At 61.1% G+C, this 12,971-nt stretch carries 15 protein-coding genes and 1 pseudogene; 7 read left to right on the plus strand and 9 right to left on the minus strand.

What is annotated here, in order from left to right; all coding sequences use genetic code 11:
- The first annotated feature begins 47 nt into the window (after positions 1-47).
- Positions 48-992 carry a LysR family transcriptional regulator gene (locus P5F91_RS03610; protein WP_277906530.1) on the plus strand — a complete coding sequence of 315 codons (945 nt, stop codon included), beginning with the start codon at positions 48-50 and terminating at the stop codon, positions 990-992.
- A gap of 98 nt (positions 993-1,090) precedes the next feature.
- Here the strand turns inward: P5F91_RS03610 and P5F91_RS03615 are convergent, their stop codons facing one another.
- Together P5F91_RS03615 and P5F91_RS03620 are read right to left on the minus strand one after the other, a co-directional pair.
- The gene (locus tag P5F91_RS03615) at positions 1,091-1,639 is read right to left on the minus strand and encodes a carboxymuconolactone decarboxylase family protein (protein ID WP_145609011.1); all 549 of its coding nucleotides are present in this window, start codon (positions 1,637-1,639) and stop codon (positions 1,091-1,093) included.
- Between the two features lie 150 nt (positions 1,640-1,789).
- Complete coding sequence (locus P5F91_RS03620) at positions 1,790-2,695, minus strand: LysR family transcriptional regulator (RefSeq protein ID WP_145609010.1); 906 nt, start codon at positions 2,693-2,695, stop codon at positions 1,790-1,792.
- A gap of 227 nt (positions 2,696-2,922) precedes the next feature.
- Here P5F91_RS03620 and P5F91_RS03625 point away from each other — a divergent pair, with 227 nt between their 5' ends.
- Positions 2,923-3,429: a MarR family winged helix-turn-helix transcriptional regulator gene (locus P5F91_RS03625; protein ID WP_145609009.1), complete on the plus strand. Its 507-nt coding sequence runs from the start codon at positions 2,923-2,925 to the stop codon at positions 3,427-3,429.
- 105 nt (positions 3,430-3,534) lie between these two features.
- Here the strand turns inward: P5F91_RS03625 and P5F91_RS03630 are convergent.
- From P5F91_RS03630 to P5F91_RS03650, 5 genes and pseudogenes are all read right to left on the minus strand, one after another.
- Positions 3,535-4,224: pseudogene (locus P5F91_RS03630) on the minus strand (IS3 family transposase); the annotation flags it as partial.
- A gap of 231 nt (positions 4,225-4,455) precedes the next feature.
- Positions 4,456-4,809, minus strand: coding sequence for a site-specific integrase (locus P5F91_RS03635; RefSeq protein WP_277906531.1), 354 nt, complete (start codon positions 4,807-4,809; stop codon positions 4,456-4,458).
- Positions 4,810-4,818: 9 nt separating this feature from the next.
- The gene (locus P5F91_RS03640; protein ID WP_277906532.1) at positions 4,819-5,259 is read right to left on the minus strand and encodes a hypothetical protein; all 441 of its coding nucleotides are present in this window, start codon (positions 5,257-5,259) and stop codon (positions 4,819-4,821) included.
- 325 nt (positions 5,260-5,584) lie between these two features.
- Positions 5,585-5,956 (minus strand): helix-turn-helix domain-containing protein, encoded by a 372-nt coding sequence (locus tag P5F91_RS03645; RefSeq protein ID WP_277906533.1) that lies wholly within the window; start codon positions 5,954-5,956, stop codon positions 5,585-5,587.
- 81 nt (positions 5,957-6,037) lie between these two features.
- Positions 6,038-6,355: a helix-turn-helix domain-containing protein gene (locus P5F91_RS03650; protein WP_277906534.1), complete on the minus strand. Its 318-nt coding sequence runs from the start codon at positions 6,353-6,355 to the stop codon at positions 6,038-6,040.
- A 180-nt stretch (positions 6,356-6,535) separates the two neighbouring features.
- Here P5F91_RS03650 and P5F91_RS03655 point away from each other — a divergent pair, with 180 nt between their 5' ends.
- The 5 genes from P5F91_RS03655 (at position 6,536) to P5F91_RS03675 (ending at position 11,167) form a co-directional block, all read left to right on the plus strand.
- Complete coding sequence (locus P5F91_RS03655) at positions 6,536-6,889, plus strand: hypothetical protein (protein WP_277906535.1); 354 nt, start codon at positions 6,536-6,538, stop codon at positions 6,887-6,889.
- A 122-nt stretch (positions 6,890-7,011) separates the two neighbouring features.
- The gene (locus P5F91_RS03660) at positions 7,012-7,419 is read left to right on the plus strand and encodes a hypothetical protein (RefSeq protein WP_277906536.1); all 408 of its coding nucleotides are present in this window, start codon (positions 7,012-7,014) and stop codon (positions 7,417-7,419) included.
- A 134-nt stretch (positions 7,420-7,553) separates the two neighbouring features.
- Positions 7,554-8,360 (plus strand): metallophosphoesterase, encoded by an 807-nt coding sequence (locus P5F91_RS03665; protein WP_277906537.1) that lies wholly within the window; start codon positions 7,554-7,556, stop codon positions 8,358-8,360.
- Positions 8,361-8,363: 3 nt separating this feature from the next.
- Positions 8,364-9,893: an AAA family ATPase gene (locus P5F91_RS03670; protein ID WP_277906538.1), complete on the plus strand. Its 1,530-nt coding sequence runs from the start codon at positions 8,364-8,366 to the stop codon at positions 9,891-9,893.
- Between the two features lie 377 nt (positions 9,894-10,270).
- Complete coding sequence (locus P5F91_RS03675; protein ID WP_277906539.1) at positions 10,271-11,167, plus strand: hypothetical protein; 897 nt, start codon at positions 10,271-10,273, stop codon at positions 11,165-11,167.
- A 373-nt stretch (positions 11,168-11,540) separates the two neighbouring features.
- Here P5F91_RS03675 and P5F91_RS03680 read toward each other — a convergent pair whose 3' ends face one another.
- The gene (locus P5F91_RS03680; RefSeq protein ID WP_277906540.1) at positions 11,541-12,500 is read right to left on the minus strand and encodes a relaxase/mobilization nuclease domain-containing protein; all 960 of its coding nucleotides are present in this window, start codon (positions 12,498-12,500) and stop codon (positions 11,541-11,543) included.
- A partial coding sequence (locus P5F91_RS03685) for a plasmid mobilization protein (protein ID WP_277906541.1) occupies positions 12,493-12,971 on the minus strand: 479 nt, incomplete at its 5' end. The genes P5F91_RS03680 and P5F91_RS03685, both read right to left, overlap by 8 nt.

Raw genomic sequence — 12,971 nt, forward strand, 5'->3', positions numbered from 1 at the left:
GCAGACAGTAGGTTTGGAACCCAGGCTTCCGTTATGTGAGAGGATTGATGGACCGGTTCGAGGCAATGCGTACCCTGGTGGCCGCCGTGGATGGCGGAAGTCTATCGGCCGCGTCGCGGACCCTGAACCTTCCCCTGCCCACTGTCAGCCGGCGGGTCTCGGACCTGGAGACCATGCTCGGATCGCAACTGGTGGTGCGCACAAGCCGAAAGCTGCTTCTAACCGAAGCCGGATCAGCCTATGTCGCCTCGGCCCGGCGCGTTCTGGAAGAACTGGCCGAGGCCGAACGTGCCGCTTCGGGCGAATACCGGGCGCCACGGGGCGAACTGCTGGTCACCGCCCCGATCATGTTCGGCAAGATGCACGTCGCGCCGATCATTCACGACTTCCTCAGCGCCTATCCGGAGGTGACCGTCAGGCTGGCGCTGACGGACGGCGTCGTCGATCTGATCGAGTCACACGTCGACGTCGCCGTGCGGCTGGGCAACCTTCCCGACAGCACGCTGGTGGCCAAACGCGTGGGCGAAGTCCGCTGGATAACCTGCGCCAGCCCGGACTACATCGCCCGCTGTGGCGCCCCCTCGTCTCCGGAAGAGCTGAGCACTCACGCATGCATCGCCTATGAGGGGCTGAAACTTTGGCGAGACTGGACCTTCGCGGGCCCGCGCGGCGAGCAGACCACGATCATCCGCCCGCGCTACTCGGTGAACACGGCAGACGCCATCATCGCGGGAGCGGCCGCCGGCATCGGCATCGCCTACATCATCTCCTACCAAGCGGCTGACAGCGTTCGCGACGGTGTTCTCGTACCGGTTCTCTCCGAATGGGCGCCGCCACCCTTTCCCGTGCAGATCGTGTATGCGCCGCGTCCGCATCAGCCGCTGAAGCTCAAGGCGTTCCTCGACTTCGTCGCACCACGCCTGCAGCAGCGGCTACGAACCGTCGGACAGGTATTCGAAGCGGAACAGGCGCCGGTCGAGGTTCCGGTTTAAGCATCGGACAACAATCCCGAAGCCCGCCCAGCGAAGGGCAAGCGACCCGTCTTCGGACAGGCGGCCGAGCGCTGGTGTGCGCTCGGCCAGACGGCGCATCAGGCTGCCTTGGTTCGCAGCGGCGGGAACGCCGCGTCGATCTCGGTCTTGAAGGTGTTGTTGAAGATGTTGGTGATGAAGCTGAAGGCGGTCTCGGCGACGATATCGACGATCTCGGCTTCGCTGAAGCCGGCGGCACGAACCGCCTCGACATCGGCGTCCTCGATGTGGCCACGACCCTTGGCGACCTTATAGGCGAACTGCAGCGCGGCGTCGGCCTTCGGATCGGTCGAATGACCGTCGCGGTTCAGTTCCATGTCTTCCGCGCTCAGGCCCTGCAGCTTGGCGCCGAGATAGGTGTGCGCCGACAGGCAGTAGTTGCAGCCATTGACCTCGGCGGTCATGACGTGGATGCGTTCGCGGGTCTTGTGACCGAGGCTCTTGCCGAGCGCCGCATGCATATCGGCGATCGCCTTGAGGGCGTCCGGGGACTGCGAGATCATGGCGAAGAAGTTCGGAACCAGGCCGAGTACCTTCACATAGTTCTGAAGGATCGGTTGAGACTTCGCGGGGGCTTCTTCAAGGGCGGGGACAGCAATACGGGCCATTTCTTTTCTCCTCTATTTCCGAGCCGCTGTGGCGTCGGTGAGGAGAATATGCGACATTGCATTAAACAGAATAATTCCCTGAATTCGAGAGCATGACTTCCATCCAGCGCAAGGTTGGACCGCCAAACCCCACCGACGCCACCGGCCGCCTCACTTCAGCTTCGACAGGACCGACCGCAACCGGCTGGCTGCGAAATCCAGGAATACCCGCATTTTCAGCGGCAGAAGCCCGTGGGCGGCATGGACGAGATGAACCGGAACGGGGTCTACATCAAAGTCCTGCAGCACCTGCACCAGCGTGCCGGCGCGGAGCGCGTCGGCGCAGTGATAGCGGAACACGCGGGTCAGGCCGGTGCGGCGCAGCGCTGCCTGGATCGCTGCCTCGGCCCCCGTCACGGACAGCCGAGGGGCGATGTTGACTTCGAACCTCCGCTTCGTTTCCGGCTCCTGAAACGACCAGGTGGTTGTCGAAGGACCGGCAAACACGACGCAGGGAAGCGTTTCGAGGTCCTTTGGATGCTTTGGAAGACCGTGGGCCGCGAGGAGATCGGGCGATGCGCAGACGAGCGTGTCCATGGAACCGACCCGGGTCGCGATCATGCCGCTGTCCGGAAGCGCGCCGAGCCGAACCGCCATATCGACGTGGTCGTCGTAGAGGTGGAGGTTGTGGTCCGACAGCAGCAGCCGGACATTGATTTCCGGATATGCGGCCAGGAAGTCGGTCACGATCGGAAGGATGTACATCTGCCCGAACAGCATCGGCGCCGTAAGGACAAGCTCTCCGCGGGGCGTTGTATACTCGCCCGATGCGGCACGCTCGACCTCGTCTATGTCCTCCATGATACGCCTGATGCCGTTGACATAGCTCTCGCCCGCGTCGGTGAGCGTCAGCTTTCGGGTGGAGCGCTGCAGCAGCTTCGTCCCGAGATAGGTTTCCAGCTCGCTGATTTTTCGGCTCACGGTCGGCAGCGGCATGTTCAGCGCCTTCGCGGCCGCCGTCAGGCTGCCTTTCTCGACCGTGAGCAAGACGATCGTCATCGCCTCCAATCTGTCCATCGCTTCTTCCGCCCACTGAAAACCGATAGCCCTTGAGGCGCAACTTATGCCTTTGAGCGTAACGTCGCAATTAACGGGCGGGCACATTCCTTCCGGCTTTCGGCGGAAGATGCCCACAATCTTGCGTCCCTTCTTTCACTTCGCGGAAGTGAGACTGTCGAAATCATCACCTTATGCTTCGCATTCCAATGGGGAATTCTGACCGGAACAACGCAATTGCGACCCGGATGAAGCAAAAGATCGTGTCCCACGAAACCCACTATCGCACCTCCGCCAATGAAAATATGAAGCTGGAAAACCATCTGTGCTTCGCCCTCTATGCGGCACTTCATTCCTACAATAATATATACAAGCTTCATCTGGACCCTTTGGAGCTGACCTATCCGCAGTACCTGGTGATGCTGGTGCTCTGGGAGCGTGACGATCTGACCGTCAAGGAGTTGGGGCGCCGACTGCGGCTCGATTCCGGCACCCTGACCCCGCTGCTCAAAAGGCTCGAAGCGGCGGGACGTCTCCGGCGCACACGCGATCCGAAAAATGAACGCCAGGTGCGCATCACATTGACTGGCGAAGGACACGCCCTGAAGGGCTCCACAGCGGCCGTCCCAACGGAGATCAATCTCGCCACCGGGCTCGAGGAGCGGCGCCTCGAAGATCTGCGGGTCGATCTGAACAATCTCCGGTTCAGCCTCGAGGCAAGACATCGCCGGAAAGCAACCTCAAAACCTGATTAATGTGAACCGGCGCCCAAAGCGAGCCCCGAGCTTCCTCGCGCTCAACAGCCTGACAAATCAGCTGAATGAAGCGCGCCGGGATTGTCGGAGGCGTTTTGGTTTGAGTCAGGCAGCCATGGCCGAAGTGTCCGTCATGGCGTGGAAGCGAGCCTCAGCTTCGGCGGGCGGGATGTTGCCGATGGGTCCCAGGATCCGCCGGTGGCTGAACCAATCGACCCATTCCAGGGTGGCGTAGCGTATTCGACGGCTTCAAAGGATCGCCATGGACCACGCCGGTGGATCACCTCGGCCTTGTAGAGGCCATTGATGGTTTCCGCCAGGGCGTTGTAGCTGCGCTGGCCCTGCGGGCTCATAACTGTCGCCGACACTGCCGACCGAGGGCTCGATCCCGGCGTCCACCAGGCGCTCGGTGTATTTGATGCTGACGTATTGAACGCCCCTGTCTGAATGGTGAACCAGGCCGCCGTGCTTGGCCGGTCGCCTTTCATGCAGGGCCTGCTCCAGGGCGTCGAGCACGAAGGCGGCATGGGCCGTCCGCGACACCCGCCAGCCGACGATGCGCCGGGCGTAGGCGTCGATGACGAAGGCCACGTAGACGAAGCCCTACCAGGTGGCGACGTAGGTGAAATCCGACAGCCACAGCATGTTCGGCCGGAGCGCATGGAATTGCCGATTGACGTGGTCGAGCGGACAGAGCGCCGCCTTGTCGCTCACCGTCGTCTTCACCGGCTTGCCCCGGATCACCCCTCGCAAACCTATGCCCCGCATCAGTCGGGCGACCGTGCAACGCGCGACGGCGTGGCGCGACGGGTGATCCTTCTCATGATCCAGCACCAGCCGCACCGCACGGGCCCGAACTTCGGGGAAACTTGTTCGTCGTCTTGCTCATCGTGGCTTCAGTCTCTCAGGAGTGAAAGCCTCCGACAATCCCGGCGCGCTTCAGGGCTGGACACAGGCTGAGTTGGCATATCGTTGTAGGTTGTCCACCACCAGCCTAAACAGCATTGAGCGCGGCCTGACCACGCCCTAGGACGTCACGGCCAACGCCATCCGAAGAGCGTTTGGAGAGGAAGGCCTGGCGTTCATCCCCGCCAGCGGCACCTTGGGACTAGGCGTATTATGCTTCTCCAGGTCCACGTCCTTCCAGTCGAGCGAGCACTGTTCGCCCTGCCGCGCGGCGGTCTCGATGGCTAGTCGGGCCAACGGCACCGTCAGGGCCGCGCGACGGCCCGCCGCAAGCGCCTTGAAAAGGGTTTCCTCCTCTGCGGGACACTCCTCCCGTCCCGCGACGACGCGGGCGGGCTGCAGCCGGCGCTCCCGCTTCCGATCAGCCCCCTTTGGGCGCGCCGTCAGCTTGGCCGACGCCATATCGTCGACCACATGGACACCTCATTCGGACCGAGCGTGGTTGATGACGGTCGCGATCAGGTTCAGCCTGCGGACGATGGTCGCCGGAGCGTAGGCGGCGGCGGCCATCCGATCACGGAAGGCGCCCACGTCCTTCGACGCCAGCATGGTCATCCGCATGAGGCTGATCTGGTCGTCCAGGATCACGGCCAAGTGACCCTTCTCCTTGTCGCCACCGAGCTTGGTGGGTGTGATCTCCGCCTGATAGCGGCGAATCAGGTCGCCCAGGGTGTTGCGCTCCGCCTCGGTGCGATCGACGAAGACGCCACAGGAGATTTCCGATTCCATCTCGGCGGCCCAACGCTTCGCGTCGGTCTTGGCCCCGAAGGTTTTGGATTGGGTGGGGAAGCCGGTGCGCCGGATCTTCACCTGGTAGCCAATGACCTGGCCGTCCCGGTTTTTCCGGGGGGCAATGGTAGCCATGGGAATGCTGTCTCCGCTGGGTGTCCCGCAGATCCATTTGTCCCCAGATTGTCCCGCAAAATCCAGCCGAAACGCTGGAAGCGTGGCGTCCCCTACGGGAGGTTTCGCCACCTTGGGCACAAGATATTGATTTTATTGCCCCGGAAGGCACAAAATCTTGTGTAGCCGTATGTGTCACAAACGTATGCCACGTTCGACCGAATTGCGCAAGGCTTCAGATGTCTCCTTGGGACCACCGTAAATGCACGAGCGTGGGTGCCACATGACCCGAACGCTGACTTGCACAGCAACCGTAGTGGCTGGTTTGCCCAGTTTCCCAGCCGGTTCATTCGGTTGTGAGTGATGGTGATCGCTGGATCAATTCACCCAGCACCAAGCAGGCATCCGCTTCCAGCGCCTGAGCCACTTCAATGAATTCCACAACGTCCAGCCTCCGCTCGCCCCCCTCGTATTTCGCGACGAAAGACTGAGGGCGGCGCAGTCGGGTCGCCACCTCGGTCTGCGTTAGGCCCTTCGCCTTGCGCAATTCGATGAGCAGGCTTTGAGTTGCTGTTGCTGGGGCGATCGAAGGGACTTGGGCATGAAAACCGGCGGATTGCTGAAGCCGATTTTGTCGATAATCCCAATTGCGGATTATCCCATTATAGGATAATATGATTTTGTAAGCCCGACAGAGACCTAACCATAGGCCCACCATGACAGCCCTTCACACTCGCTACGCCTGTCTCGATATAAAATATTAGCTGTTGACGGGCAGCGCCCTCCGTCGGAAGCATACTCAGGCTTGTTTGCCCGGCCCTGCGGCCAACAATTCAACGATGGCGGCAGCAGTCGCCAACATCTTGTTGTCCAACTGCCGTGCAGCGTCGTTCAGACGAGCCATAGCTTCAGCCCGGCGGGGATCGTCCCCTTTTTCATCGACGAAGAATTCAGCCAAGGGTACGCCGAGCCCCTGCGCCAGCAGATCCAGCGTATCGTAGCCAGGCAGCGAGACTCCCCGCTCCAGGTTCGAAATGGCATCGGGCGATCGGTCAATAAGAGCCGCCAGGGCTTCTTGACTGAGTCCCCTTCGGTTGCGGATGGCCTTGATCCGCATTGCTACGCGAGTTCGAACGTCCATTTCCGCATGATGAGCGGAAAAAGATATTGCCGGAACGGACTAGCGTACGGTATATTCATTGATATCCGCACGTAACTTCGGTTTTAGAATTTTCCGAAACTCGCGGTTCGTGCAAACCCTTGCACGCCTCTCCCACACACGCGGATTGCCTCCACCATGCGCTCCCTGCTCCGCACCACCACCCGTCTCACTGTGATCGCCAGCGTCAGCCTGCTGCTGACCGCCTGTGGCGACAACAACCCGGTGCTGGGGAAATGGGAGATGTCCAAGGCGGCCACGAAAGAGCAGCAGGAGGCGGCCATCTTCGGTGAGACAGTCGAGTTCACCGCGGGCGCCATGGTCCCCAGCAACGGCTTTCCTGCCGTCCCGGTGAGCTACAAGCACGATGGCGACACCTGGTTCATCGTCACAGCCGATGGTCACAGCATCACCGCCCACCGCACCAAAAACGACCTGACGCTCGAGGTCCCGATGCTCGGTTCCGTCCCCTTCGTCAAAGCCAAAGGCTAGGCAGTCGCCAAGGCGGCTGCCGTATTCCCCGCCCCCGGCCCCAGCCGGCGGCCCACCTGGATTTGTGGCTTGAAAGCCCTTCCGGTTCGGCCGCCGTGCGCCCCGACAGACGTAGGTGCATCATGAGATCAGTGACTGGAAGACTCAGCCTTCTTGGCAATGGCATCGTTGCAGGAAAGTTCAGCAAGTATTCCGTGGTGAAGATCGGCGACATCGTCCTGAACAACATTCATATCGCGGAATCGCTGGATAGCTTCCTCAACGTCCACGCCCAAGGCGATACGACCATTTATTGGAACGGAAACTGGCTGAGTGGCCGACAGATCCGGGCGATCAGGACACCCTCCGGCGACCTGTACTACCTCAAGAGGTCCATTCTCTTCGTCACGTTCTTCGTTGTTTTCGGCATCCTGACTATCCCCATCCTGGGGTTTGGCCTTCTGCTACTGCCGGCCCTCCTCGCCGACTTCAACTATTGCCTCGCCGCTACCGAGTTCAAGGCTCAGGGCGGTATCCCGATCCCACTCTGACCGCCGGATAAAGGAAAATCATCATGACCATGCGCGCCAAAACCAAACGTCCGCCGGTGGCCATAGCCACGGCTTAAGCGCGCCTGGGCTCCAACTGGCCTGGGCACTGCCCCAGGCCAGTTCCGGAGCCCATCATGGTCCGTGTTGCCCTTTTTTCTGACCTTCACCTCGATTCCGCCCTCTGGACACCACCCACCGACCTGCAGGCCGATATCGTCGTCCTGGCTGGTGATCTGAACGTCAAGGCCCGCGGCCTGCCCTGGCCCGACGCCAGGGCTGTGTTCGGGTGCGACCATGTCCTGGCCGTCGCCGGCAACCACGACATCTTCGGCAGCAGCATCGATGACGGCATGGATAGGCTGCGGACCAGGCTGGCCAGCCAGGGCGTGAGCCTGCTGGAACGCGACGAGGCCATCGTTCACGGCGTCCGGTTCCTGGGTTGTACCCTCTGGACCGACGTCCGGCTGTTCGCCGGTGCTGACGACCGTCTGGTCAGGGCCGATGCCGCGATGCTGGTCGGGGACGCCTACAGCCCTCACATGCGGGACTATCGGCAGATCCGGGTGGCCGGGGGTGGCTACCGCCGCCTGCGCCCCCTGGACACGGCCACCCTCCACTGCCAGTCGGTGGAATGGTTGGAGGGGCGCTTGGCCGCCCCGCACAACGGTCCCACCGTCGTGGTCACTCACCACGCTCCGTCCGCCCGGTGCCTGCCGGCGTGGGCGCAGCAGGACCGGTGGTCCTGCGCCTACGCCAGTCACTTGGACTGGCTGGTGGAGCGATACCAGCCGCATGCCTGGTGCTACGGCCACATCCACGACCCGCCACCCAACCTCGCCATCGGCCGGACGCCCCTGTGGGCTAACCCCCGCGGCCATGGCGACAGCATTCACGACCACAACCCCTCTTTCGATCCCTACGGCTTGCAACAGGAGTTCTGAAACATGGACAATCTTGACTGCCTCACCATCGCCGATGTGGAGCGTTTGCTCGACGCGGCCCCTGCCCACCCCGTCCTGCCCATCGACGTGGAGTTCGCCCGTCAGATGATTCTGAACACGATCCAGGGTACGGACATGGACCTGCAATTGGGGGGCACCCAAAGCAGTGACCACCAGGTCATCCCCGATGCCCAGACCGCCGCGTTGCTGCTGGTACCGAGTGTTGATTGGCTCCGGCCGGTTCGGGCGGCCCTCCGCCACCTGCTGAACAACCGGACGGCCAACGACACTGCCGACCACACCGACGACCCGTGGATGGTGCCGGAAAGCCCCGGCCCCCTTTCGTGGGATACCGCAGGTGCAGCGGTGACGGACGCCTGGCATCGGGGACGAAGCGTGGTCGGGGTGGCTTTCTCAGCCGACGACCTGCCCCTCGAGTTCTGGTGCTTGCCGAGGCGCGGGCAGGCCCGGCTGCCGGGGCCGACGAACCTGCAGGTCATGCAATTTATTGACGACCGGACGGGACAGTGGCCCAGTTTTTCCTGGGAACTGCTACCGGACCCGGTCGCTGACCAAGTGGTCCCCGGCGACTTGGCACTGGGGTGGTACGACGGGATCACAGCCGACGATTGGCTGGCCGCGGTCCGCAAGTCCCTTGCCACGCGGACGAGTTTTCAACGGCGGATGCAGGCGGCCACCGAAGCGCCGCCGGCACCTGAGGTTCAAGGACCTCCGGCGGGGCCGACGCTGGATCAGCTGGCGGGAATGGATGAAGCGGTGGCCTGGGGGCGTCAGTTGGCCGAGGACTTGGCCGACTACGGCGCGGGCCGGATCGGGTGGGACGCGGTTGAACACGGCGTCGTTTTGGCCGGGCCGCCGGGTACGGGAAAGACCACGTTCGCGGCGGCCCTGGCGCGCAGCTGCGGTGTGCCCTTGATCCTCGGCTCCCACGCCAGCTGGCAAGCGGCGGGACACCAGGGTGAGATGCTGAGGGCCATGAACGCCACCTTCGCCGAGGCCGCCGAGGCCAGTCCCTGCATCCTGTTCATTGATGAGATCGACGGCTTCACCAGCCGCACGGCCAGCTCTCACGGGTACAACAGCACCTATCAGCGCCAGATCGTCAACGCCTTGCTGGAGCACTTGGACGGCGTGGCCGGTCGGCCGGGAGTGGTCGTCGTCGGGGCCACCAACATGCCCGAGGTGGTGGAACCGGCCCTGCTGCGGCCCGGCCGCCTGGAACGGGTGATTGCCATCCCGGTACCGGACACGGCGGCGCTGATCGGCATCTTCCGGCACCACCTGGGGACGGACCTGCCCGGTTCCGACCTGTTCCAGGTGGCGGCCATCGCCGCCGCCGCCGGCGCCACCGGTGCCCACGTGACACAATGGGTGCGGGGGGCGAGGCGGGCCGCCAGGAAGGCGCGGCGGTGCATGCGCCCGGGTGACCTGATGCAGCAGTTGGCATCGTTGGATCCAGCGGCTGATGGAAACGCCATCGCGGTCCTTGTCCCCGTCGGCGGAATGCAGTGAGGCACCTCAACCACGCGCCAGGACCGCCTGCGGATGCCTGAAAGGGCACGGCAGGCGCTCGACCCCTCCACATCAAATGGCTATTTAGCCGAGGCACCATGGGTGACATTGGTCGTCTTCGCTCAATCATCGAAAGGCGGCGGTCTCATTCGCGGTGCCTCGAAGAGCCCGGCCTCCACGACCCTCGCCTCCAAAGCAAGCTTGGTCGGAGGAACGATTTCAAAGAGCTGGGAATCAGCAAGAGCCTTACCTTGGCCCCAGCATCGGATATGGTACCGCTTCCCATGCGGGTCGCGCCCAGTGCAACCTTCTCCAAACGGTTCCTAATAATTCTGGCAAGAACGGGATACTTCAATCGACAGGAGGTAATCAGACAAATGAGCGATAAAGAACAACCGGCTGATGCCCTAACCGCAGCCGAATTGGCAGAAATTGAACGCCGACTGGGTGACAAGGTCGCCGCCTATACGACGATTATCACGAAAATCGAGCCTAATGATGAACGGAATCCGCCAGGAGATCTGCACGGAAGTGGATCTTATATTGAGTTTGACGGCCAAAAATACCTGATTACGTGTGATCATGTCGCAGAATCATGTAGAAACGCTGAGCTTTGTGCGCATTTCCACGGTTCCGATGTGGCATATAACCTCCCCAACCCTTTCACGGGATTCAAATATCCTCAGGATTTCTCGATCACCGCGATTACGGAAAACACGTGGAAGTTGGTCAACCACCAGGCCGAGGCAATTTCTATCGACCTACTCTCTGAGCGGCACTCGCCTGCTAAAGCGGAGCTGATGTATGTAGCTGGATTTCCATGGGCCATGTCGCGGGTGTGGCCGGGAGATCCAGCAGACGCTGACGGTAAGGCGACGGAGAGTGGAGTACAATTCTACACTACAATTGCTATTATGTGTGAAATACGGGAGGAATTCGACCCGGCTCTAGACGAAGAGGTCCCCAGACCAACACCCGAAGAGCATTTCTTGCTACCCTATACGCCCGAGCATGCCGTTTATATGAGTGGGCCGGAGTCCAGCGTTCTGCCCAGGGCGCCAGGGATGAGCGGATCACTCGTCTGGAATACCCGTTATTGGGAAATAACGCGCGCGGGCGGCCTCTGGCAACCCGAGGACGCCCGAGTAACTGGTATCATATGGGGAAATTCAACAAAGGCAGGCGTTTTAGTAGCCACGCCGGTGGAGGACATTTGGGTCTTGATCGGTCGAGTGAGAAAGAATCTGGAAGAGGGACGGAATTATTGGGACTGACCGGAGTGGAAGATCTAATGGGATGCGGATAATGCCCAGAAACTGGGTGCGCGGAAAAAGGCATTACATTCCAGATATATAGTAATGGCTACTTGCCTTGGATATTGATGGGATAGTTGAAATGGGCGAGACGATGACTGATAAAATATCCGCTTCAAGACTTCATCAATGAACCGTTGGCAGACAGTGGTGATCTCGGCCTTTTCTGTGACTGGCAACGTTGGAGATCTCATTTCACCGCTTCCCTTACAGCGATCAGAACCGGCGAACAACCAGGACTTCCCCCCAGGGCGATACCGCACAGGGAGCGTTCGGCGGGGTTCGGGATTGGGTAGTGAGCTCTCACCGTGTTTGTCGCGCGGCAGGCTCCAACTCAAAATGGCAAAGGGACATTGTCATCATTCACTGGGAGACTCTTTTCTGAAAGAACGCCGAGAAAGTACTGATCTGATCCATCGTTGCAACCAACACCTTCAGAACCGGCGGCTGCGGGAAGAGTGACCATATCTCGGCAATCACGAATCGCTTGCTGGTCTCGGCTCCACGAATAGCTGAGCCCCCTCCTGAATAAGTTATGGACGCTATACCCTCTGCCCAGTGCACCTCCTCGCAGGACCACCCCATCAAGTTCGAAGGAAAGGCCAGATAAATCAGTGCTCTGAGGCGCCATTTTGGGGCGCACCACAACACCGGACCTTCGCATAGAGGCTACGAATTCAGTGAAAGTGGTTGTTCCTTTGGCCAGTGCTCTGTTGATGGCGGCGGCTATCTCAACCCGAGGGACCCGCTTCCCCGCAAGGGCCTGCTGGATATCAGCCCGAGTGAGAAGCATCGATTCAGTCATGACGTTTTCAGGCGCAAGCAGATGGGAGCGCGCCACTTGGCAAAGTTCCAGTTCTTTTTCGATGTCTCTCACAAGTAATTCGCCGCGTCGGAAGTCCCAGCTGTCGGGCACAACTGCGCCATCGGCGTTTACACGGCTCGCAGCGATATGAATATGATCGCCATCAGGCTGATCGTGGCGCACAATCGTATAGGCCTGATAGCCCATCGCCTGCGCCCATTTCTTACCAATACTGGCCCACTCCTGATCAGTCAGCCACCGGTCACCAGGCGCGGAGCGGAGGCTACAGTGCATTACTGACCGCATCAGGTTGGGGCGGAGACGCCGGAGAGCATTATATTGCAAGGTCATGGTGAGGATATTGCCGCTCGACACCGTGCCTCCGACGACGGCCACCCGGTCACGTTTGCGGCCTGCATGATCCAGCTCGCCCAAAAGATATTCCAGCAGCCTCCGCATGTCTGCGCCACGTCCGATTTTTTCAAGCATCTGGATCGCCTCCGCCGATCAGCGTGGCGCCCAGCCTCTCAATCTGCATCTGGATTTCAATGATTTGGCCCATTAGCCCCGCTTCGTCCAGGTCGCGCCATTCGCGCGCATACAACAGGATTTCGCGCAAATTGATGGAAAGGTTAGATAACTCTTCCCATCCCGCCAAATTGATGATGGAGGGTGCAGCCGTGAGGCGCCGGCCCAAGGCGGCCCGTCGGACGTAATCGCCGAAGGGCTGACGGGCGGCTTCTGCACGTTGCCCAATTTCTCGCCGCTCCTCATCGGATAGCCAGATTGTGGTTTGTCGGCGCCGGTCGCCAACGTCTTTTTTCGGGCGCGCCATCGTAGCCTCCACCTTATTCACAGGCTGCGGAGCAACCTGAAATGTGCCGTGGCTGGAACGGCAAGTGGCCGCCAGCCAGAGATCCAGGGCGCCCGCAGAAGCGGATTTCCCCTGGCGACAGCAAG

Source organism: Nitrospirillum amazonense (assembly GCF_029594735.1).
GTDB classification, from domain to species: Bacteria; Pseudomonadota; Alphaproteobacteria; order Azospirillales; family Azospirillaceae; genus Nitrospirillum; species Nitrospirillum amazonense.

Coding starts and splice junctions, on each gene's coding strand:
- P5F91_RS03615 (WP_145609011.1), bottom strand. CDS start 1,639: ATGGCCCGTATTGCTGTCCCCGCCCTTGAAGAAGCCCCCGCGAAGTCT.
- P5F91_RS03610 (WP_277906530.1), top strand. CDS start 48: ATGGACCGGTTCGAGGCAATGCGTACCCTGGTGGCCGCCGTGGATGGC.
- P5F91_RS03620 (WP_145609010.1), bottom strand. CDS start 2,695: ATGGACAGATTGGAGGCGATGACGATCGTCTTGCTCACGGTCGAGAAA.
- P5F91_RS03670 (WP_277906538.1), top strand. CDS start 8,364: ATGGACAATCTTGACTGCCTCACCATCGCCGATGTGGAGCGTTTGCTC.
- P5F91_RS03675 (WP_277906539.1), top strand. CDS start 10,271: ATGAGCGATAAAGAACAACCGGCTGATGCCCTAACCGCAGCCGAATTG.
- P5F91_RS03665 (WP_277906537.1), top strand. CDS start 7,554: ATGGTCCGTGTTGCCCTTTTTTCTGACCTTCACCTCGATTCCGCCCTC.
- P5F91_RS03650 (WP_277906534.1), bottom strand. CDS start 6,355: ATGCGGATCAAGGCCATCCGCAACCGAAGGGGACTCAGTCAAGAAGCC.
- P5F91_RS03655 (WP_277906535.1), top strand. CDS start 6,536: ATGCGCTCCCTGCTCCGCACCACCACCCGTCTCACTGTGATCGCCAGC.
- P5F91_RS03625 (WP_145609009.1), top strand. CDS start 2,923: ATGAAGCAAAAGATCGTGTCCCACGAAACCCACTATCGCACCTCCGCC.
- P5F91_RS03645 (WP_277906533.1), bottom strand. CDS start 5,956: ATGGTGGGCCTATGGTTAGGTCTCTGTCGGGCTTACAAAATCATATTA.
- P5F91_RS03680 (WP_277906540.1), bottom strand. CDS start 12,500: ATGCTTGAAAAAATCGGACGTGGCGCAGACATGCGGAGGCTGCTGGAA.
- P5F91_RS03640 (WP_277906532.1), bottom strand. CDS start 5,259: ATGGCTACCATTGCCCCCCGGAAAAACCGGGACGGCCAGGTCATTGGC.
- P5F91_RS03660 (WP_277906536.1), top strand. CDS start 7,012: ATGAGATCAGTGACTGGAAGACTCAGCCTTCTTGGCAATGGCATCGTT.